The 21,156-nt window shown below is 64.3% G+C and carries 19 protein-coding genes and 3 tRNA genes; 5 read left to right on the top strand and 17 right to left on the bottom strand.

The features are described 5' to 3' along the window. Window positions 1–10 precede the first annotated feature (10 nt). The gene (locus tag PJ259_RS01045; RefSeq protein ID WP_271654401.1) at window positions 11–2,632 is read left to right on the top strand and encodes a ligase-associated DNA damage response DEXH box helicase; all 2,622 of its coding nucleotides are present in this window, start codon (window positions 11–13) and stop codon (window positions 2,630–2,632) included. On the opposite strand, the gene PJ259_RS01040 is transcribed toward PJ259_RS01045, so the two are convergent. Together PJ259_RS01040 and PJ259_RS01035 are read right to left on the bottom strand one after the other, a co-directional pair. Continuing rightward, window positions 2,586–3,437 (bottom strand): CvfB family protein, encoded by an 852-nt coding sequence (locus PJ259_RS01040; RefSeq protein ID WP_271654400.1) that lies wholly within the window; start codon window positions 3,435–3,437, stop codon window positions 2,586–2,588. The genes PJ259_RS01045 and PJ259_RS01040 overlap by 47 nt on opposite strands. A 285-nt stretch (window positions 3,438–3,722) precedes the next feature. Further along, a complete protein-coding gene (locus PJ259_RS01035; RefSeq protein WP_237140581.1) occupies window positions 3,723–3,992 on the bottom strand; it encodes a hypothetical protein in 270 nt (89 codons plus the stop codon). A gap of 845 nt (window positions 3,993–4,837) precedes the next feature. Here PJ259_RS01035 and PJ259_RS01030 point away from each other — a divergent pair. From PJ259_RS01030 to dacB, 4 genes are all read left to right on the top strand, one after another. Next, window positions 4,838–5,047, top strand: coding sequence for a cold-shock protein (locus tag PJ259_RS01030; protein WP_007159089.1), 210 nt, complete (start codon window positions 4,838–4,840; stop codon window positions 5,045–5,047). 106 nt (window positions 5,048–5,153) lie between these two features. Then, window positions 5,154–5,810, top strand: a complete 657-nt coding sequence (locus tag PJ259_RS01025) for a hypothetical protein (RefSeq protein ID WP_271654399.1) — start codon at window positions 5,154–5,156, stop codon at window positions 5,808–5,810. Window positions 5,811–5,836: 26 nt separating this feature from the next. Continuing rightward, window positions 5,837–5,986 carry a hypothetical protein gene (locus PJ259_RS01020; RefSeq protein WP_017639713.1) on the top strand — a complete coding sequence of 50 codons (150 nt, stop codon included), beginning with the start codon at window positions 5,837–5,839 and terminating at the stop codon, window positions 5,984–5,986. Window positions 5,987–6,154: 168 nt separating this feature from the next. Beyond that, window positions 6,155–7,615: a D-alanyl-D-alanine carboxypeptidase/D-alanyl-D-alanine endopeptidase gene (gene dacB / locus PJ259_RS01015; protein ID WP_271654398.1), complete on the top strand. Its 1,461-nt coding sequence runs from the start codon at window positions 6,155–6,157 to the stop codon at window positions 7,613–7,615. 159 nt (window positions 7,616–7,774) lie between these two features. Here dacB and PJ259_RS01010 read toward each other — a convergent pair whose 3' ends face one another. From PJ259_RS01010 to ltaE, 15 genes are all read right to left on the bottom strand, one after another. Next, entirely contained in the window at window positions 7,775–7,933 is a 159-nt protein-coding gene (locus tag PJ259_RS01010) for a DUF3309 family protein (protein WP_007159093.1), read from the bottom strand. Window positions 7,934–8,139: 206 nt separating this feature from the next. Next, entirely contained in the window at window positions 8,140–9,795 is a 1,656-nt protein-coding gene (locus PJ259_RS01005) for a cation acetate symporter (RefSeq protein ID WP_271654397.1), read from the bottom strand. After that, the gene (locus PJ259_RS01000) at window positions 9,792–10,103 is read right to left on the bottom strand and encodes a DUF485 domain-containing protein (RefSeq protein WP_271654396.1); all 312 of its coding nucleotides are present in this window, start codon (window positions 10,101–10,103) and stop codon (window positions 9,792–9,794) included. Before PJ259_RS01000 ends, PJ259_RS01005 begins: the two co-directional genes overlap by 4 nt. Before the next feature lie 240 nt (window positions 10,104–10,343). Then, window positions 10,344–11,246 (bottom strand): efflux RND transporter periplasmic adaptor subunit, encoded by a 903-nt coding sequence (locus PJ259_RS00995; RefSeq protein WP_271654395.1) that lies wholly within the window; start codon window positions 11,244–11,246, stop codon window positions 10,344–10,346. A gap of 27 nt (window positions 11,247–11,273) precedes the next feature. After that, window positions 11,274–11,477 carry a DUF1656 domain-containing protein gene (locus PJ259_RS00990; RefSeq protein WP_059314296.1) on the bottom strand — a complete coding sequence of 68 codons (204 nt, stop codon included), beginning with the start codon at window positions 11,475–11,477 and terminating at the stop codon, window positions 11,274–11,276. Next, window positions 11,464–13,467 carry an FUSC family protein gene (locus PJ259_RS00985; protein ID WP_271654394.1) on the bottom strand — a complete coding sequence of 668 codons (2,004 nt, stop codon included), beginning with the start codon at window positions 13,465–13,467 and terminating at the stop codon, window positions 11,464–11,466. Before PJ259_RS00985 ends, PJ259_RS00990 begins: the two co-directional genes overlap by 14 nt. Window positions 13,468–13,619: 152 nt before the next feature. Next, entirely contained in the window at window positions 13,620–14,618 is a 999-nt protein-coding gene (locus PJ259_RS00980) for a tRNA dihydrouridine synthase (protein ID WP_271654393.1), read from the bottom strand. A gap of 2 nt (window positions 14,619–14,620) precedes the next feature. Beyond that, complete coding sequence (locus PJ259_RS00975) at window positions 14,621–15,061, bottom strand: acyl-CoA thioesterase (RefSeq protein WP_068385500.1); 441 nt, start codon at window positions 15,059–15,061, stop codon at window positions 14,621–14,623. Between the two features lie 143 nt (window positions 15,062–15,204). Beyond that, window positions 15,205–15,281: transfer RNA gene (locus PJ259_RS00970), tRNA-Arg, on the bottom strand. Window positions 15,282–15,341: 60 nt separating this feature from the next. After that, window positions 15,342–15,418 (bottom strand) — tRNA-Arg (locus PJ259_RS00965). 106 nt (window positions 15,419–15,524) lie between these two features. Further along, a tRNA-Ser gene (locus PJ259_RS00960) sits at window positions 15,525–15,615 on the bottom strand. A 61-nt stretch (window positions 15,616–15,676) separates the two neighbouring features. Then, window positions 15,677–15,862: a carbon storage regulator CsrA gene (gene csrA / locus PJ259_RS00955; protein WP_007159101.1), complete on the bottom strand. Its 186-nt coding sequence runs from the start codon at window positions 15,860–15,862 to the stop codon at window positions 15,677–15,679. 157 nt (window positions 15,863–16,019) lie between these two features. Beyond that, window positions 16,020–17,255, bottom strand: a complete 1,236-nt coding sequence (locus PJ259_RS00950; protein WP_059314292.1) for an aspartate kinase — start codon at window positions 17,253–17,255, stop codon at window positions 16,020–16,022. A gap of 84 nt (window positions 17,256–17,339) precedes the next feature. Beyond that, window positions 17,340–19,964 carry an alanine--tRNA ligase gene (gene alaS, locus PJ259_RS00945; protein ID WP_271654392.1) on the bottom strand — a complete coding sequence of 875 codons (2,625 nt, stop codon included), beginning with the start codon at window positions 19,962–19,964 and terminating at the stop codon, window positions 17,340–17,342. Between the two features lie 185 nt (window positions 19,965–20,149). After that, complete coding sequence (gene ltaE / locus PJ259_RS00940; protein ID WP_271654391.1) at window positions 20,150–21,148, bottom strand: low-specificity L-threonine aldolase; 999 nt, start codon at window positions 21,146–21,148, stop codon at window positions 20,150–20,152. Between the last annotated feature and the right edge of the window lie 8 nt (window positions 21,149–21,156).

Here is a 21,156-nt window from a genome sequence, read left to right as displayed (position 1 = left end):
GAGTGCCGAGATGGCCACCGCTACCCGATCGCGCAAGGGCCCCGGCAGTCGCTGGCTGGCAGCCCAGGGCTGGAAGGCCTTTCCCTTCCAGCGCGAGGTGGCCAAGGCCATCGTTGCCGGAGAATCCGGCCTGCTGCATGCCACTACCGGCTCCGGCAAGACCTACGCGGTCTGGCTGGCGGCCCTGGATGCCTTCGTGGCGCCCAAGCCGGTCACCGCCAAGGGGCTGCCCAGCAAGCGCAAGCAGGCGCCACCGCCGCTCACGGTGCTCTGGCTGACGCCCATGCGCGCCCTGGCGGCGGACACCCTGCGCGCCCTGGAGCGTCCGGTAGTAGAGGAGGAGCTGGAGTGGACCCTGGGCCTGCGCACCGGCGATACCGGTAGCAGCGAGCGGGCGCGACAGAATCGGCGCCTGCCGACGGCCCTGGTTACCACCCCCGAAAGTCTGTCGCTGCTGCTGTCGCGGGAGGACGCCCAGGAAGCCCTGGGTCATGTCCGCCTGGTGGTCATCGATGAATGGCACGAATTGCTTGGCAACAAGCGCGGTACTCAGACCCAACTCGCCCTGGCCCGCCTGCGCCGCTGGAACCCCGGCCTGCAGACCTGGGGCCTGTCGGCGACCCTGGGCAACCAGGCTCACGCGCTGGATGTCCTGCTGGCCGGAGAATCGGGACACCTGGTGCAGGGCCGCCAGGACAAGCGCCTGCAGGTGGATACCCTGCTGCCCCAGGGCGGAGTCGAGCGCTTCGCCTGGGCCGGGCACCTGGGTATGCGCCTGCTGCAGCAGGTGATCCGCGAACTTGAAGACAGCCCCACCACCCTGGTCTTCACCAATACCCGGGCCCAGACCGAGCTCTGGTACCAGGCCCTGCTGCAGGCACGCCCGGACTGGGCCGGCCTGATCGCCCTGCACCACGGCTCTATCGAGAAGCAGGCCCGAGAATGGGTGGAGAGCGGCCTCAAGAATGGCCAGCTCAAGGCGGTGATCTGTACCTCCAGCCTCGACCTCGGCGTGGACTTCCTGCCCGTGGAGCGGGTACTGCAGATCGGCTCGCCCAAGAGCATCGCCCGCCTGCTGCAACGCGCCGGCCGTAGTGGTCACGCCCCGGGACGCGCCTCCCGCGCGACCCTGGTGCCTACCTACAGCCTCGACCTGCTGGATGCGGCCGCCACCCGCCGCGCCATCACGGCCGGGGAGATCGAGGCCCGCGCGGCCCCGGTCAAGCCCCTCGATGTCCTGGTGCAGCACCTGGTGACCGTGGCCCTGGGGGGCGGCTTCGAACCAGACGACCTGCTGCCGGAAATCCGCAGTGCCTGGGCCTATCGCGGTCTCAGTGACGGCGAATGGGCCTGGGCTCTCGCCTTCGTCCGCACTGGCGGCGCCTCCCTGTCGGCATATCCGGACTATCGCCGCGCCGAGCCGGATGCCGAGGGCATCTGGCGCGTCCCCGACAAGCAGCTGGCCAAGCGACATCGCCTGGGCATAGGCACCATCGTCAGCGAGACCAGCCTCAACGTGCAATTCTGGTCCAAGGGGGGCGGCGGCAATCGCCTGGGCAACATCGAGGAAGGCTTCATCGCCCGCCTGCGCCCTGGTGATCACTTTTTCTTCGCTGGCCGTACCCTGGAACTGGTGCGGGTGGAGAACATGACGGTATACGTGCGCCGCGCCAGCGGTCGCAAGGCCGCCATCCCACGCTGGAGCGGCAGCCGCATGCCGCTTTCGGACACCCTGGCCAAGCATGTTCTGGCCCTGCTCGAAGATGCCGAGGCCCAACGTTACGAGAGTCCGGAAATGCGGTTGCTGCAGCCGCTGCTGGATGTCCAGCGGCAATGGTCGGCGCTGCCCAGCGCCCACTACCTGCTCGCCGAGACCCTAGAATCCCGCGAGGGCTCGCACCTCTTTCTCTATCCCTTCGCTGGCCGCCACGCCCATCTCGGACTGGCCAGCCTGCTCGCCTGGCGCCTGGCGCAGCGCCGCCCCTGCACCTTTTCCATCGCCGTCAACGACTATGGCCTGGAGCTGGTCTCACCCGTCAGCCTGGACTGGGAAGGGCTGCTCGATGCCAGCCTCTTCACCACCGACAACCTGATCAGTGACACCCTGGAAAGCCTCAACGCCGCCGAACTCGCCCAGCGGCGCTTTCGCGAGATCGCCCGCATCTCCGGGCTGATCTTTTCCGGCTATCCGGGCGCGCACAAGAGCAACCGCCAGCTACAGGCCAGCAGCAGCCTCTTCTATCAGGTCTTTCGTCAGTACGATCCGGATAACCTGCTGCTCGGCCAGGCCCAGACCGAGGTGCTGCGCCAGGAGCTCGACGCCGATCGGCTGCAGCAGACACTGACCCGTACCGGCGCGCTGCCCCTGCGCCTGGTGACTCTCGATCACCCCTCGCCGTTCGCCTTGCCGCTCATGGTGGAGCGCCTGCGCGAAAGCCTGAGCTCGGAAAAGCTGGCCGATCGCATCACCCGCCTGGTCGGCGACCTGGAACGCGAAGCCGGGCCGGACGAGCGAGCCCGCGCCTTCGACCCCGAATCCCTGGTGCAGCCCAGCCATGACAGCGATCTGACACCCCGTCGCGGCGCTAGTCCGCGGCGTCCTCGCGTACAGAAATCCGGTCGTCCTCGATAACGATCCGTCCCTGGCGATAGAGATGGCCGATGGCTTTCTTGAAGTTGCCCTTGCTGACGCCAAACAGCTGATGGATCAGCGCGGGCGGACTGCTGTCGCTGAGCTCCAGCACTCCACCGCGGGCTCTCGCCAGGCCAAGGATCTGCTCGGCAAGGTCGTTACCGGCGGCCGCGCCCTGGGGCTGCAGGGTCAGGCTGATCTTGCCATCCGCCCGTACCTCACGAATGAAGCCTCGCTCGCGCTGCCCCAGCCGCAGGGGCTTGAAGGCCTCGTTGCGATGCACCAGGCCCCAGTGCTTGTTGTCGACGATCACCTTGTAGCCCAGGTCGGTCTGCTCGACGACCAGCAAGGGCACCGGCTGGCCGGCCTTGTAGCGTGGCGCCTCGCGATCCAGGTAGCGATCCAGCCGCGCGGTGGCGACGATCCGCCGGGTACGGGCATCCAGATGCACGTGCACCACGCAATGATCACCCACTTGCAGGGGACGCTTCTCCTCGGAATGCGGCAGCAACAGATCCTTGGGTAGCCCCCAGTCAAGGAAGATCCCGACCCGACCGACTTCCACCACGCGCAGGCTGGCGAAGCCGCCAACCTGCACTTTCGGCTTCTCGGTGGTGGCGATCAGCCGGTCTTCGCTGTCCAGGTAGAGGAACACATTGAGCCAATCACCTTCGGCACAGGGTTCGTCACGCGGGGCATAGCGACGCGGCAGCAGAACCTCGCCGTCGTTGCCCGCGTCAAGGAACAGACCGATGGGTGTATTGCGCAAAATCTGCAAGCTGTTGAAACGACCCAGCAAGGCCATGAACGGAGACTCCTGTAGAAAGCGGCCCATTTTACCGCGATCATCAGAGCCGGCGCTTGATAGCTATGCCTCACCCTTGAAACAGGTGCGCAGGATCATGAAAGGCATCGCTGCCGGCACGTGTTGCTCGTGTACCAGACACTGACCTGATTCCCTTCATACCTCTCCACTGCTCGCCGCCATGCCGTGCCGTGCAAACACCCACACGGCAATTGGCTCAAGCCTCGGCGCGAACGGTGTACCTGGCAGCCAGAGGAGATTGAGGTCTTACAGGCGCGCCTGGACTCAGGCCGTGAGGCAGTCCTGGGCGATTGGAATCTCGATGAAGAGACCCACAGCATCAGCTTCGACACGCATGGCCGCCACTACCGTATTCAGCAGGAACGGATTGCTGGCCTGCTCGTTGGTCAATATTCGCTGGGTCAGCTTGATCGACTGGTGGGCATGGTAGACCGCTACCAATATTTCATTGAGGTTCAGGCGGCGCAGCTCGACACGGTAGCCAGCGAGCCCTTGGCTCAATGCGCGTCCTGCGCTTTCGAGTCCGTTTTTCACAGTAGTTCCTTGGACCGTTGCGGTCCGGGGGTAATGATTCGGACAGGATAATATCACCTAGCCACTACCAAAATTGAGCAGCTCATCACCCTTCCGACACCACTGGCCCAAGACCGCCCGTGCCACCGCTGAGCTTCTGTCCTCAAACGCCGAGCGGCTGCTTCGGCTTGCTGAAAAACCTATGCTCACGGTGGAGCCGACTCCTCGATCGGCGACCTTTTTCCAGGTACAGAATGGGGGAGCACCCAGCGCCTTCATGGCATTTGAAGCGAGCGGTCGTCTCGCTCAGCCAGAGGTGCGCGCTACATCCGGACGCCGTTGTCAGCTGTTTGAGGCTCCGCGATCAGCAGCCAGGGGTACCGACCGCTAAGCTGCGCACTGTTCCGCAGATGCCCCTCGGCGAGTACCTAGATGTTCATAGGGCCCTGAAAAACCTGACGAACCTTTGGACAGACCTCATCGATAGGCGGAGGTGAGGCCCTGTGCAGCGACTAGATCGCAACACGTTGCGCATAGAAAACGATTCAGCACGGATCGCTTCGCTCAGTCTTCCCGCTCCATGACCAGGGCCGCATCCTGCCGCCCTTTTCTACCATCAGTTCGCCCGCGCCAGATGCCGCTTCGACTATGGTCGGTAAAGTCAACATCGAGCAGCTCAAAGGTCTTGTTTTGCGCAAGCCAGTCTGAGACCATCCATCGCTGTCAGGTGAGGCTGTCTCTACAAAGCGGCTCACCTGTCGAGAACCTGGAGTACATCAGGGCCAGCTTTCGCGGCATGGGTTTCTCCTCGTTTCAAAACTGTCGTCCTCGTGGACAACAACGTCATCTTATTCAAGGAGAAATCCATGTCTACTCGCCAAACTGGCACCGTCAAGTGGTTCAACGACGAGAAAGGCTTCGGCTTCATCACCCCCCAGAGCGGCCCGGACGTGTTCGTTCACTACCGCTCCATCCAGGGTAACGGCTTCAAGAGCCTGCAAGAAGGCCAGGCTGTTTCCTTCCTGGTCGTGCAAGGCCAGAAAGGCCTGCAGGCTGATGAGGTGCAGGTGATCTAATCACCCGCCTTCTCGAAAAAGCCCAACCCCTGGTTGGGCTTTTTTTTGCGCGGACGTTGGCCCCTGCCAGCTTTCGCTATCGCCACTTAGGGATGAGGTGCGTTTCATGAAGACTCTCGCTGCCCTGTTCTGCCTGCTTCTGCTCGCTGGTTGCGCCGCCTTTCCCGGTGACGAACTCTCTTCCCAGGCATTCCGCGCGCCCCTGAGCGCGCCACCACAGCGCCCCAATGTGCTGGTGGAATTCAATTTCTATCGTGGCACTGTCGAGGACGCCAAGGACGCGACGTCGATCGCCGTCGCCCGCGAAGGCCTGAAGCCCCGGCTGCGCGAGATCCTGGCAGGCTCCAGGCTGTTCGACCGCATCACCCTGGTGCCGGAACCCGGCAGACCCGATGACGCCCTGCTGCGCCTCAAGCTCTACAACAGCACCTCCTACGCCGCTGCTATCGCCAGTGGCCTGATCACCGGTGCTACCTTCTTTCTCGTCCCAGGTACCGCCAAGGACGACTATGTGCTGACCGCCGAATGGATTGCGCCCGGCGGCGGCTCACCCACGCGAGTGCGAAATGCCAGTTCGGTACGTACCTGGATGGGAGTCTGGTTCCTGCCGCTGGCCGCCAGCCACCAGGCCGGGACCGCCATCGAAGAAACCTTCGCTCGCCAGGTCAGCGATGCGCTGCGCCAGCTGCAGGCCGCCGGCGTGTTCGCCGACCGCTCCTCGCCCCAGGGGAACGGCGAAACGCCTGCGCCGGTCACACCTTGACAGGTAATCACGTAGACGAGGATCCCATGGCCGAAGAAAAGCGCAAAGCCGACGAACGCGAACTGCCCAAGGACGAAAAGCCCCTGCGCACCGAGCACGCCAAGACCGACGACGGGCGCGATCCGCCTTCGCCAAACAGTCCGGACCGTACCAAGGACGCCACCGGCTACAACTGATCCCGTCCTTTCCAGAAACGACCGCTTCGGCGGTCGTTTCTTTATCCGCGCCCTGCCCCTTGGGGTTGGCTCGCCCCTCCCTCCTTACTGCATAATGCCCACACTCCGACGTCTATCGGCCCCTTTTCTCTTCAACTAGGCCGGTACCCTGCCAAGGTGTGTGTCCCGATGCGAAAGACCTTCCGATCTCTGGGCCTGCTGCTGAGCTGCTGCGCCCTGGGCTTTTCCCTGCCCGTCAGTGCCGATACCTCCTTTCTGCCGCCGCGAATCGAAAAGGCGATGCAGACCAACAAGATTCCCGGCAGCGACCTGTCGCTGGTCATGCTGCCGCTGGATGGCCCCGGCGAGAACGACTACTACAACGCCGACGTCTCGGTGAATCCGGCTTCGACCATGAAGCTGATCACCACCTACGCGGCGCTGGAACTGCTGGGTCCCACCTATCAGTGGAAGACCGAGTTCTATACCGACGGCACCCTCAAGGATGGCATCCTCAACGGCAACCTCTACCTCAAGGGTGGCGGCGACCCCAAGCTGAACATGGAGCGGCTCTGGCTGCTCATGCGCGACCTGCGGGCCAATGGCGTGCTGGAAGTCACTGGTGACCTGGTGCTGGATCGAAGTCGCTTCGTGAAGCCCAACCTGCCCGCCTTCAACGACGATGGCGACGACGAGAACAAGACCTTCCTGGTCGGTCCCGATTCGCTGCTGGTCAATCTCAAGTCGGTTCGCATGGTGGTCCGCTCGGCCGATGGCCGGGTCAGCGTATCCATGGATCCGCCGCTGACCAACGTCAACATCGACAACCAGATGCGCGCCACGGGCAAGAGCGGTTGCCCGGCCTGGCCCGAAGTGCGCTTCAATCCGGTGCCTCAGGCCGATGGCAGTACCAGTCTGGTAGTCAGCGGCCAGTTACCGGACGGCTGCAACGCCCAGAGCTATCTGTCGCTGCTCGACCACCCGGCCTATACCGCCGGCGCGGTCAGGGCCATCTGGCAGGAACTGGGTGGCAGCATCAAGGGCCGTACCCGTGAAGGCAGCGTGCCGCGCAATGCCGAGGTGCTGGCACGGGCCTTTTCACCGGATGTGGTCGAGATCATTCGCGACATCAACAAGTACAGCAACAACACCATGGCCCAGCAGCTATTCCTATCCATAGGTGCGCAATTCCGCACCTCGGCGGATGCCGACGATGGCAAGGCAGCGCTGCGGGTCATCCGCTCGTGGCTGGCGCGCAAGGGCATCAATGCCAGTCACCTGATCATGGAGAACGGCTCCGGTCTGTCACGAACCGAGCGGGTCAGTGCCCGGGAGATGGCCGAAATCCTGCGCGCGGCCTGGCAGAGCCCCTATGGGCCGGAATTCATCGCCTCCCTGCCCCTGGCCGGCATGGACGGTACCCTGCGCAAGCGCATGAAGAATTCGCCGCTGACCGGCCAGGCGCACATGAAGACCGGCACCCTGAACAACGTGCGCGCCCTGGCGGGCTTCGTTCGGGATGCCAACGCCCGCAGCTGGGTAGTGGTCGCCATCCTCAACAGCAGCCGTCCCTGGGGAGCCTCGTCCATCCTGGATGAGGTCGTGCTGGATCTCTATCAGCGCAGTCGCCAGGACGGCGCGGCCAACTAGCGCCCAAAACAAAACCGGAGTCCGCTCTCACGGACTCCGGTTTTGTTTACAGCACTCGGCAAGGCAGGCCGGAAAACCGACGTTACCGCGCTGCACCGACTTGGGCAAGGACTTTGTCCGATGCACCTTTGCAGGGCATTTTCAGCACGACAGCCCTTGCTAGATCATGCCCAGTAGCAGCAATACCAGCAGCACGACCAGGATGGCACCCACGATGCCGGACGGGCCGTAACCCCAGCTGCGCGAATGCGGAAACACTGGAAGTCCGCCAATGAGCAGGACCAGCAGCACCAGAACCAGGATGGTCGAGAGAGTCATCTGCCATTCTCCATGAAGGCCAAGGGTCGACCGTCGCCGTAATCGGATGATACGAAGCAACGGGCCTATTCCATGGACCTGCGCCGGTGGCGGAAAATCCCAAGGTTGTCAGGCGACCTGCAGCAACCCCTGCCAGATCTGATTTGTCGCACGAAAAAAAGCCCGGATCGTTGCCGATCCGGGCTTCGTTCTAGCGCCATGGGTGGTTAGTGGGAGACCGCACCACTGGAACCCAGACCCGTCTGGGATCTGACGAACTGCGGATAGAAGCGAGCCCGCTCCTCTTCACCAGCCGCCGACTTGTCGGTGATGGAGAAGAACCAGATACCGATGAAGGCCACGGCGATGGAGAACAGTGCCGGGTATTCATAGGGGTAGATGGGCTTGGCATGACCGAGGATGGTCACCCAGATGGTCGGGCCGAGCACCATCAGCGTCACCGCCGTGATCAGGCCGAGCCAGCCACCGATCATGGCGCCACGGGTGGTCAGGCGCTTCCAGTACATCGAAAGCAGCAGGACCGGGAAGTTGCAGCTGGCAGCGATAGAGAACGCCAGGCCCACCATGAAGGCGATGTTCTGCTTCTCGAAGAGAATCCCCAGGGCGATGGCGACGACGCCCAGGGCCACGGTGGTGATCTTGGAGACGCGGATTTCGTCCTTCTCGTTGGCCTGGCCCTTCTTGATCACGCTGGCGTATAGGTCATGGGACACCGCCGAGGCGCCGGCCAGGGTCAGACCGGCGACCACCGCCAGGATGGTGGCGAAGGCTACCGCCGAAATGAAGCCCAGGAAGATGCTGCCACCCACGGCGTTGGCCAGGTGCACGGCCGCCATGTTGTTACCGCCCAGCAGGGCACCTGCGGCATCCTTGAAGGCCGGGTTGGTGCTGACCAGCAGGATGGCGCCAAAGCCGATGATGAAGGTCAGGATGTAGAAGTAGCCGATGAAGCCGGTAGCGTAGAACACGCTCTTGCGGGCTTCCTTGGCGTCGCTCACGGTGAAGAAGCGCATCAGGATGTGCGGCAGGCCGGCAGTACCGAACATCAGCGCCAGGCCAAGGGAGAAGGCCGAGATCGGATCCTTCACCAGACCACCGGGGCTCATGATGGCCTCGCCTTTCGGGTGTACCGCGATGGCTTCGGCGAACAGCCGATTGAAGTCGAAGCCCACGTGTTTCATCACCATGAAGGCCATGAAGCTGGCACCGGACAGCAGCAGCACCGCCTTGATGATCTGCACCCAGGTGGTGGCCAGCATGCCGCCGAAGAGCACATAGAGCACCATCAGAATGCCCACCAGCACCACGGCGATGCTGTAGTCCAGGCCGAACAGCAGCTGGATCAGCTTGCCGGCGCCGACCATCTGGGCGATCAGGTAGAGCGCGACCACCACCAGCGAGCCGCAGGCGGACAGGGTGCGAATGTCCTTTTGCTTGAGGCGATAGGACGCCACGTCGGCGAAGGTGTACTTGCCCAGGTTGCGCAGGCGCTCGGCGATCAGGAACAGGATGATCGGCCAGCCCACCAGGAAGCCGATGGAGTAGATCAGGCCGTCGTAGCCCGAGGTGAACACCAGCGCGGAAATACCGAGGAAGGAGGCGGCCGACATGTAGTCACCGGCAATGGCCAGGCCATTCTGGAAACCGGTGATGCGGCCACCCGCGGCGTAGTAGTCCGCAGCCGAACGGTTGCGTTTGGAGGCCCAGTAGGTAATGCCCAGGGTGGCCCCGACAAAGACCACGAACATCAGGATGGCGGAGATGTTCAGCGGCTGGCGCTGGACGGCGCCCGTAAGGGCATCGGCGGCCCAGAGCGAAGGCGACAGGGCGAGCAGCCCGCTGGCCAGGAGTAGACGTCTCATAGCTGCACCTCCCGGAGGATTTCCGCGTTGAGCCGATCGAATTCGCCATTGGCCCGGCGCACGTAGATACCCGTCAGCACGAAGGCCGAGAGAATCAGACCGACGCCCAGGGGAATGCCCCAGGTCATGGCGGTCTCCGCATGGATACGAGTACCGAGGACCTTGGGCGCGAAGGCGATCAAAAGGATGAAGGCGGCATAGAGTCCGAGCATGATGGCGGAAAGCGTCCAGGCAAAACGCCCGCGCTTGCGCACCAGTTCTTGGAAACGCGGACTGGCTTCAATCCGCCGGTAGGTGCTGTCATTCATTATTGTTGTTCCTTACAGCATGACGGGAGCGTCGAGCTCTACTCTAGGCGCGCCCGGTAAGGCTTCCAGACGACTTTAGTCGTACTGAAAAGGGCCTGCGCTCGGCCAGGCTGCGTTGGAAATTCGCCCGGAATGCTCATTTACCACTCGTAAACTCGAGCGCGAGCCCGGTCCGCTTCCTCGCGAATCCTCGCCTTGCCTGGCCTTCGTTCGGCGACTTTTCCGCCCCATTCAAGGCGTTCAGTAATCCCAGAGCCGACGCCAGCCCTGCAGCGGATGGTGGCCTTCCCCGTCAAGCACCGAGACACTCGCCGTCATGCCGGCGCTGAGGTGCATATCCGCCGGCACGTTCAGCAGCTCGATGCGCACCGGAATGCGTTGCGCCAGGCGTACCCAGTTGAACGTCGGCTCGACGTTGGCCAGCAACTGGGCATCGTTGGCCGCATTGCGATCGGTGATGCCGCTGCTGATGCTCGCCACCTTGCCCTGCAAGGGCGCGGCCTGGTTCATCAGCCTTACCCGTACCCCGTCACCGGGATGGATATGCGGGATCTTGGTTTCCTCGAAATAAGCCATCACATAGAAGGAGCGGGTATCCACCAGCGCCATCACCGCCTGGCCGGTCTGCACATAGTTGCCCTCGGCGAACCTGAGGTTGGTGATGCGTCCTTCCCGCGGCGCCAGGACACGACTGCGATCCAGGTTGATCTGGGCGAGGTTCACGTCACTCAGGGCTTCCTGGTACTGGCTGCGGGCGACGGCCACATTGACCTGGGCGGTCTCGCGGTCTTCGGCACTGATGGCGCTCGTACCCAGCCGCTGCCGGCGGGCAGCCTCGCTTTCACGCAGGCGCAGCTGTTGCTGGCGCGTATCTGCCACCGCCTTGGCGTGGTCGAGATTGGCCTGGTAGCGCTGCTGGTCGATCTGCATGAGCAGGTCCCCTCGCTTGACCAGCTGGTTGTCGACCACTGCCAGGCGGGTTACCCAGCCGGATACGTCGGGTGCCACCACCACTACGTCGGCACGCACCCGTGCATCACGGGTCCAGGGCGTATAGAGATAGAAGTGCCAGAGCCAGGTACCGGCCAGTATCGCCAGCAGCACCACGATCAGGGTGATCGCCACACGCAGGGTCTTGTGCATCAAGGGTCGATCCTCTTGTTGTTAGGCTCAGGTGGCCAGGACAGCGACGATGCCGGCCAGCCAGAGCACGAACAGCGCGCAGCCGAACAGGGCGCTGTGCCACAGCTGGCGCCCGAGCCGGCTGCGCTGCAGCAGCCACATCGACAGGGCCGTCAGCAGCAGCGCCAGGACGCCATAGACGAACAGTGGGCCCAGGTAGACCCCGCCAATGGCCCATTCATGCAGATTCATCCGCGCCCTCCTCCGCTATCGCCTTCAGACAACAGCTGCGCCAGGTCTGCTGAAGCTGCCCGATGGCGCCGCGCGCCAGTCGATGCGGCTCGTCGTCAGCGGCCTGCTCCAGCGCCTGGCGCAGGCGATCCGCCGCTGTATCCAGGGCACCGGACTGCAGATTGCCGAAGCCTACGGCCAACTGCTCGGTAAAGCGCGCCAGAAAGACGTCCCGCGCCTGAGCGACGTTGCCCTGCGCACCTGCCAGACAGGCCCGCAGATGCAGCAATTCGTTGCCCAGGTCCAGTGCCAGCAAGCCCTGCTCCCAGCGCCCGCGCTCGCTCGCCGACAACTGCTCGATATGTCGCGCCAGGAGTAGCAGGCGATCCGCCATGCGCCCGCCGAACCAGGTCTCGGCATTGGCCAGGGGCACCGAGGCCAGTCGCTGCAGATCGTAGGTGGTGGCTTCGAGGATGCGGCGGCTGGTCCGTCGCGGCGTACGCAGGCTGATCAGGCGGAACACCAGCACGGCGAAGCCCACGCCGATCAAGAGGCTCTGCAACTGGTTGAGCAAGGCACCCATGTCCACGTGGCCCTGGTTGTTCGGCGACACCAGCACCAGCAGGTGGATGGCGAAGGCCGTTGCCGTCCCCACCACGCTGGGCGGACCGGCCATGCCCAGGGCGGCGAAGAACAGTGGCACGCCCAATACCAGGCACAACAGCGGATAGCCGGTGATCTGTGGCAGCAACACCTGGCTGATGAGGATGGCGACCGGCGCCGCATAGAGAATGCCGCGCAGGAAACCGAGCCCTATGGTGGCGGCATTGTCGCGGTTGGCGAACAGGCTGCAGATGACACCGGCCATGAGCATGGCACCGGGTGCCGACGGCCAGGCACTGGCCAGCCAGAACACCCCGACGCCCAGCAGCGCACAGGCACTGCGCAGGCCATAGAGCAGCGCCGTCTGCAGGTCGCGATGGCGGGCCAGGGCCGAGGGTGCCACGGCACTGAGCTGCGCGGTATGGACGCTGTCCAGGGCGCGACCGGCCTGCTGGATCTTGTCCAGCAGGATGGCGAAACGGGCGAGCAGGTAGCGCTGGTCGTTGTCCAGCGATGTGGTGGTACCGGCTGCCGCCCTCAGACGCTGCAGGAGGGCCTCCAGCACCTCAGCCTGGGGGTCGGCCAGGGCCACGAGCATTTCGTCGCGCCAGGGCTGCAGGACGGCGCGCTGGGCCTCCTCCAAGCCGCGCCACTGGCGCATGGCGCCGCGGGCCGTACGCAACAGGCTGAGCAGATCCCGTGAAAGCAGTCGTAGCGCCCTGGCGCGCTGCCGACCGCGCTGCCCTTCGAACCACGCATGGTCACGCTGGGCATCCACCGCTACCACCTGACCGAGCATGGCCAGCAGGCCCTGGGTGGCATCCTGGGCCTCGGCCAGCTCCGCCCGCGCGGCGGCCACGCCCTGCTCCCAGGTACGCCGCGCCTGGGCAGCCAGATTCTGCTCCACGCGCTGTGGCCAGATCAGGGCGCTCACCGCCGAGGCCACCACGATACCCAGGCAGATCTCGGTACAGCGGGCTACCGCCTGATCGAACACTGTCAGCGGATGGGCGATGGCGGGCAGACCGATGATGGCGACCGTATAGCCGGCCAGCACGAAGCCATAGGAGAAGTGGTTGCGCAACAGGGTCGAGGCCGCCGTGCACAGCGCCATCCAGCCCGCCAGGGCCAGCAGGAACAGCCAGGGCGTCTGGGCGAAGAAGGCCATGAGCACCACCGCCATGCAGGTACCCGCCATGGTACCCAGCAGGCGGAACAGCCCCTTGGCCAGCACCATACCCGACAGCGGCTGGGAGACGATCATCACCGTCATGCAGGCCCAGACCGGTTGTTCGAGGCTGAAGCGAAAGGCCAGCCAGAGCGCCAGGGCGGCGGCGAACAGGGTCTTGCCGGCGAAGATCAGCGCCGCGGGCGAAGGTGCGAGAAAGACCGTCCAGGGTAGGCGCACGGTGACTCTTGGATTGCAGGGGATCCAGCATAGGCCGCACGGCCCAGGCGAAGTTCCGGTCAGTGCCCAGACGAAAAAAAGGCGACCCTAGGTCGCCTGAAGTGCCTTGCGTGCTCGAGTGACGACGCTCCGTCGTCACCACCCCTTGCAGCCTATACAGGTTGCAGCAGGCGTTCTTGATCGAGATCAAGACTGGCCGGGTTTTGCCCAGCCATGCCCAGCAAGCCGTCGATCAGCGTGCAATCGGACTCGCGCCGCACCTGGGCGAACAGCGCTGCGGCCTCGGGGTAGCTGCGTGTCAGCATGCCCAGCCACTGCTTGAGTCGTCCGGGCGCATAGCGTGGCGCCAGCTTGCGTTGCGCCATCAGCCAGAAGCGCTGCACCAGGGGCAGGATCTCTGCCCAGCTCTGGGGGGCGGCCTCTTCACCGCGCACGGACGCGGCGATCTGCAGCGCCAGATCGGGCCGGGAGACCAGGCCTCGGCCCAGCATCACCGACGCCTGCCCGCTGACGCTGCGGCAGCGCCAGTAATCGTCCAGGGTCCAGATCTCGCCATTGGCCAGTACCGGCACGGCGACTCGATCGGCCACCCGTGCCACCCATTCCCAATGTGCGGGCGGGCGATAGCCTTCCACCTTGGTCCGCGCATGGACCACCAGTTGCGCCGCGCCGCCGGCTGCCAGGGCCTCGGCGCAGGCCAGGGCACTGTTCGGGCTGTCGTAGCCCAGACGCATCTTGGCGGTGATCGGAATGGCCGCCGGAACGGCCTGGCGGACGCTCTCGACGATCCGGTTCAGCAGCTCCGGCTCCTTGAGCAGCACCGCGCCGCCACGGGACTTGTTCACGGTCTTGGCCGGGCAGCCGAAATTGAGGTCGATCACCGGTGCGCCCAGGGTGCAGGCGAAGGCTGCATTGTCGGCCAGGCAGGCTGGATCCGAGCCCAGCAGTTGCACCCGCATGGGGGTACCCGAAGGTGTCCGCGCGCCCTGCCCCAGCTCCGGAGCCAGCTTGGCGAAGGCCGCTGCCGGCAGCAGGCGATCACAGACGCGAATGAATTCGCTCACGCACCAGTCGAGCCCGCCGACCTCGGTCAGCAATTCGCGCAGGATGTCGTCGACGAGGCCCTCCATGGGCGCCAGGGCGATCTCCATGCTCAGACGTCCTCGTTGGGCAGCGCCTGGCCATAGCCGGCCAGGAACTCGGGCGGCATGCGCTTGGGCTTGCCGGAGGACAGCTCGATGCAGACGAAGGTCGTCCGGGCGCGCAACAGGGTCACGCCATCCGCCGGGCGCTGCAGCTGAAACTGGCGGGTCATGCGCAGGCGGCGATCCCAGTCCACCAGCCAGGTGCCCAGCATCAGTTCGTCGTCCTGGTAACCACTACTGAGGTAGTCGATCTCGTGGCGCACCACGGCCATGGCACGGTCCAGGCGCTGGAAGGTGGCGAGATCCAGGCCCAGTGCAGCCGAGTGCTGCCAGGCACACTGTTCGAGCCAGCTCACGTAGACGGCATTGTTGGCGTGGCCCAGGCCATCGATGTGCTCAGCACCGATGCGCAGCGGCAGGAGATGGGGAGTCGGTCGGTCCCACTGCATGATGCGACCCTCTCGCGGGCGATATCCGAAAAAACACTGACCGGGCCGGTGGCAGCCGCGGCGTGATGGATGGCCGCGGATATTCGCATGAATCCGCAGGCAATAAAAAAGGGCCTGCATCGCTGCAGGCCCTTCTTCATGTTTGGCGCACTCGGGAGGATTCGAACCTCCGACCGCTCGGTTCGTAGCCGAGTACTCTATCCAGCTGAGCTACGAGTGCGTTTCGGTGAGTTTAGCCAGAACACCGCTGGTACTGCTGAAGCCAGAGGCTTCGTCGATTTGGCGCACTCGGGAGGATTCGAACCTCCGACCGCTCGGTTCGTAGCCGAGTACTCTATCCAGCTGAGCTACGAGTGCGTTGAAGCTGCGTATTCTAGCTTCCGTTTCTGACGTGTCAAGCAAATTTGCTTGTTTATCAGGTACTTACCATTTGGTCAGTACAGCGGAGCCAGTTTGAAGCAAATGGCGGTGAGGGAGGGATTCGAACCCTCGACACCCTTTTGAGGTGTACTCCCTTAGCAGGGGAGCGCCTTCGGCCACTCGGCCACCTCACCGCAACGGGGCGAAACTATATCGAAGGTTTGCCCGTTTGCAAAGAGAAAAATTCAAAAAAAATCAGTGGTTTGGTTCTTGGTCCTTTTCCTTCTGGATGCGCTGGTAGATTTCCTCGCGATGAACCGCGACTTCCTTGGGTGCATTGACGCCGATACGGACCTGGTTGCCCTTGACTCCCAGCACCGTCACAGTGACTTCGTCACCAACCATCAGGGTCTCACCAACCCGACGAGTCAAAATAAGCATTCCATTCTCCTTGAGCGTTTAACCCAGTCTGCACGTAAAAGCCGAAACGATCCCTGAATGGACCTTCTAGTCGCTATTGACCTCTGTCCATGCAAGTAAAGTTCCGCAGACCGGGGCGATAGATGAGGCCCCTGTGGCAGGGACCTCGCTTGCAGGGTCACTCCACGCCGCGTGCGGGGGCGTCGAGTTCGAAAGCGGTGTGCAGCGCGCGGACGGCCAGCTCCAGGTATTTCTCCTCGATGACCACCGAGACCTTGATCTCGGAGGTGGAGATCATCTGAATGTTGATGCTCTCCTTGGCCAGGGCTTCGAACATCTGGCTGGCTACCCCGGCATGGGATCTCATGCCGACGCCGACGATGGAGACCTTGGCGATCTTGATGTCGCCCACGGACTCACGGGCACCGATCTCGACACCGGTGCGCTTGAGGATCTCCAGGGCCGCCTGGTAGTCGTTGCGGTGCACGGTGAAGGTGAAGTCGGTGGTGTTATCGTGCGCGACGTTCTGCACGATCATGTCGACTTCGATGTTGGCCGCGCTGATCGGGCCGAGGATCTTGAAGGCCACGCCGGGGGTATCCGGCACACCGCGAATGGTCAGCTTGGCTTCGTCACGGTTGAAGGCGATGCCGGAGATGATCGGCTGTTCCATGGATTCCTCTTCATCAAGGGTAATGAGGGTGCCCGGACCCTCCTGAAAGCTGTGCAACACGCGCAGCGGCACGTTGTATTTGCCGGCGAATTCCACCGAGCGGATCTGCAGCACCTTAGAGCCGAGGCTGGCCATTTCCAGCATTTCCTCGAAGGTGATCTTGTCCAGCCGCTGGGCCTGGGGCACCACGCGCGGATCGGTGGTGTAGACGCCGTCGACGTCGGTGTAGATCTGGCATTCGTCGGCCTTCAGCGCGGCCGCCAGGGCCACGCCCGTGGTGTCGGAGCCACCACGGCCCAGGGTGGTGATGTTGCCCTGCTCGTCGACGCCCTGGAAGCCGGCCACGACCACGACCTTGCGTGCCTTGAGGTCGGCGCGGATGCGGGCATCGTCGATCTGCTGGATACGTGCCTTGGTGTGCGCGCTGTCGGTAAGGATGCGCACCTGGCTGCCCGTGTAGGAGACCGCCTGGACGCCGCGCTTGAGCAGCGCCATGGTCAGCAGACCGATGGTGACCTGCTCACCCGTGGAAACCATGACATCCAGCTCGCGCGGATCGGGTTGCTCCATGATCTGCTTGGCGAGGCCGATCAAACGGTTGGTCTCGCCGCTCATGGCCGACACCACCACGACAATCTGGTCACCTGCTTCGTGGAAGCGTTTCACCTTGTCGGCGACCTGCTCGATACGCTCCACCGTACCCACCGAGGTACCGCCGAATTTCTGTACGATCAATGCCATTGCTTGCTGCCCGTCCGCAGAAAAATCTGATTCATGTTGTTGAGGGAGGAAGCGGGCCGCCCTCCCCGGCGACCCGTAGCGCTCTTAGAGACTTTCCTCGGCGTACTGACCGGCACAGGCCAGGGCCGCATCCAGCTGGCTGGCATCGGTGCCGCCGCCCTGGGCCATGTCCGGACGACCACCACCCTTGCCCCCGACCACGGCCGCGGCGCGCTTCATCAGCTCGCCGGCCTTGAGCTTGGCGGTCAGGTCAGCGGTGACGCCGGCGACCAGCACCACCTTGCTGTCGGCTTCGCCGCCCAGCAGGATCATGCCGCTGCCCAGCTTGTTCTTGAGCTGATCGACCAGCGCCAGCAGCGCCTTGCCGTCGAGGCCATCCAGGCGTGCGGTCAGGACCTTGGCGCCCTTGACCGCCACCGCCTGGTCTACCAGGTCGCCGGCCGAAGCACTGGCGGCCTTGGCCTTGAGCTGCTCGATTTCCTTCTCCAGCTGGCGATTGCGTTCGACCAGCGCGGCCAGCTTGTCCAGCACGTTGTCGCGGCTGCCCTTGAGCAGGCTGGCGGCTTCGCGCAGCTGTTCCTCGGCGCCGTTGAGATAGGCCAGGGCCGCGGTACCGGTGATGGCTTCCACGCGGCGCACGCCGGAGGCCACGCCGCCTTCGCTGACCAGCTTGAGCAGGCCGATGTCGCCGGTCTGGGCGACGTGGGTACCACCACACAGCTCGACGGAGAATTCACCGCCCATGCCGACCACGCGCACCACATCGCCATATTTTTCGCCGAACAGCGCCATGGCGCCGCGGGCCTTGGCCTCGTCGATGGCCATGACCTCGGTGGTCACAGCGCTGTTCTTGCGGATCTCTTCGTTGACGATGGTCTCGATGCGCTTGAGCTCCTCGGGCTTGATGGCCTCGAAGTGGCTGAAGTCGAATCTCAGGCGCTGGTCGTTGACCAGGGAGCCCTTCTGGTGGACGTGATCGCCCAGCACCTGGCGCAGCGCGGCGTGCAGCAGGTGGGTACCGGAGTGGTTCAGGGCGATGCCCTGGCGGCGGCTGGCGTCAACCTGGGCCATGAGCGCGGTGCCGACGTTGAGGCTGCCCTTGGTCACCACGCCATGGTGCAGGAAGGCACCCTGGGTCTTGGTGGTGTCACGCACGGCAAAGCCGACGCCGGCGCTTTCCAGGGTACCGGTATCACCGACCTGGCCACCGGATTCACCGTAGAACGGCGTCTGGTCGAGGATGACCACGCCCTCCTCGCCTTCGGCCAGGCTATCGACCGGCTGACCGGCACGGTAGAGGGCGACGATGGTGCCCGAGGCGCTGGTGGTGTCGTAGCCCAGGAAGCGGGTTTCGCCCTCGACCTTGACCAGGCTGTTGTAGTCCACGCCAAAAGCGCTGGCGGAACGAGCCCGCTCGCGCTGGGCCTCCATCTCGCGTTCGAAGCCGGCCTCGTCGAGGTTCAGGTTGCGCTCGCGGGCGATGTCGTTGGTCAGGTCCACAGGGAAGCCGTAGGTGTCATAGAGCTTGAACACCACGTCACCGGGGATGGTGTCGCCCTGAAGCTGCGCCAGATCCTGTTCGAGGATCTTCAGGCCCTGCTCCAGGGTCTTGGCGAACTGTTCTTCCTCGGTGCGCAGCACGCGCTCGATGTGCGCCTGCTGCTGGACCAGCTCGGGATAGGCCTGACCCATCTCGGCCACCAGGGCGGCGACGATCTTGTGGAAGAACGTGCCCTTGGCGCCGAGCTTGTTGCCGTGGCGGCAGGCGCGGCGAATGATGCGACGCAGCACGTAGCCGCGGCCTTCATTGGACGGCAGCACGCCGTCAGCGATCAGGAAGCTGCAGGAGCGGATGTGGTCGGCCACCACCTTGAGCGACGGGGCCTCGTCATTGGCACAGCCGATGGCCTCGGCCGAAGCCGCCAGCAGATTCTGGAACAGGTCGATCTCGTAGTTCGAATGCACGTGCTGCAGCACGGCGCTTACTCGCTCCAGGCCCATGCCGGTGTCGACGCTGGGCGCCGGCAGCGGATGCAGGACGCCGTCGGCGGTGCGATTGAACTGCATGAAGACGTTGTTCCAGATCTCGATGTAGCGATCACCGTCTTCTTCCGGTGAACCGGGCGGGCCGCCCCAGATCTCGGGGCCATGGTCGAAGAAGATCTCGGTGCAGGGACCGCAGGGACCGGTGTCGCCCATGGTCCAGAAGTTGTCCGACGCATAGGGAGCGCCCTTGTTGTCGCCGATGCGCACCATCTGCGCCGCGGGCACCCCGACTTCCTTGGTCCAGATGTCGTAGGCCTCGTCATCGGTGGCGTAGACGGTGACCCAGAGCTTTTCCCGGGGCAGACCCAGCCACTGCGGCGAGGTGAGGAATTCCCAGGCGAAGGTGATGGCGTCGCGCTTGAAGTAGTCGCCGAAGCTGAAGTTGCCCAGCATCTCGAAGAAGGTGTGGTGACGCGCCGTGTAGCCGACGTTCTCCAGGTCGTTGTGCTTGCCGCCCGCGCGCACGCACTTCTGGCTGGTGGCGGCGCGGGTGTAGCTGCGCTTTTCCATGCCGAGGAAGCAGTCCTTGAACTGGTTCATCCCGGCGTTGGTGAACAGCAGGGTCGGATCGTTCGCAGGGATCAGCGAACTGGAGGCGACCCGGGTGTGCCCCTTCTCTTCGAAGAAGCGGAGGAAGGCTTCACGGATTTCGGCGCTTTTCATATTCATTCCAGACAATGGGCTTTTCGACGCGCGTGACGGGCATCCGACTGGATCGCAGACGAGACGAACGGAGCGGGCGCCGCAGACGCGGCACGTGCGGAAAACGGACACGCATGCCTGGGAGTATATCGACGCCTGCGCCCCGGTGTCGCCCCGGTTGCGCAGGAAAAACGTCGTCGGAAGACTTAGCGGCGGCGGTAGGCGGCGAAAGCGGCGACGGCCGCCTCGATATCGGCGGCGCTGACGTCCAGATGGGTGACCAGCCGCAGGCGTGGAGCCGGACTGATGCGGATGCTGCGCTCGGCGAGGAAGGCCTGCAGGGCGGGGGCTTCGTTACCCATGGCGACGTAGACCATATTGGTCTGCACCGGCTCCACCTGGTAGCCGAGTTCGGCCAGGGCAGTGCCGAGCTGGGCGGCATGGGCGTGGTCTTCGGCCAGACGCTCGACCTGGTGATCGAGGGCATGCAGCCCCGCCGCAGCCAGAATGCCGGCCTGGCGCATACCGCCACCGACCACCTTGCGCCAGCGACGCGCCTTGGCGATCAGGGCAGCATCGCCGCAGAGCACCGAACCCACCGGCGCACCGAGGCCCTTGGACAGGCAGATCGACACCGAATCGAAATGCTGGCTGATCTCGCGCACCGGTACGCCCAGCTTGACCGCGGCGTTGTACAGCCGCGCGCCGTCCAGGTGCAGGGCCAAGCCGTGCTCCTGGGTGAAGGCCCTTGCCGCCGCCAGATAGGCCAGCGGCAGGACCTTGCCGTGCATGGTGTTTTCCAGCGCCAGCAATCGCGTGCGGGCGAAGTGGAAGTCATCGGCCTTGATGTAGCTGCGCACCAGGTCGAGGTCCAGGCTGCCGTCGGCCGCCATCTCGATGGGCTGCGGCTGGATGGAGCCGAGCACCGCGGCGCCCCCGCCTTCGTACTTGTAGGTGTGGGCCTGCTGGCCGACGAGGTATTCGTCGCCCCGCTCGCAGTGCGCCAGCAGGCCGAGCAGATTGCTCATGGTGCCGCTGGGCACGAAGAGTCCGGCCTCCAGGCCGAGATCGCCCGCCAGACGCTGCTCCAGCCGGGTGACAGTCGGGTCTTCGCCATAGACGTCATCGCCGAGTTCGGCGTCCAGCATCGCCTGGCGCATGGCCGGCGTGGGCTGGGTGACGGTATCGCTGCGCAGATCGATCATGCAGGCCG

Origin of the sequence: Pseudomonas sp. JBR1 (assembly GCF_028198185.1) — a bacterium.
Taxonomy (GTDB): domain Bacteria; phylum Pseudomonadota; class Gammaproteobacteria; order Pseudomonadales; family Pseudomonadaceae; genus Chryseomonas; species Chryseomonas oryzihabitans_E.
The sequence above is the reverse complement of the archived record's forward strand: the minus strand, read 5'-3'. Positions and strand labels throughout refer to the sequence as shown.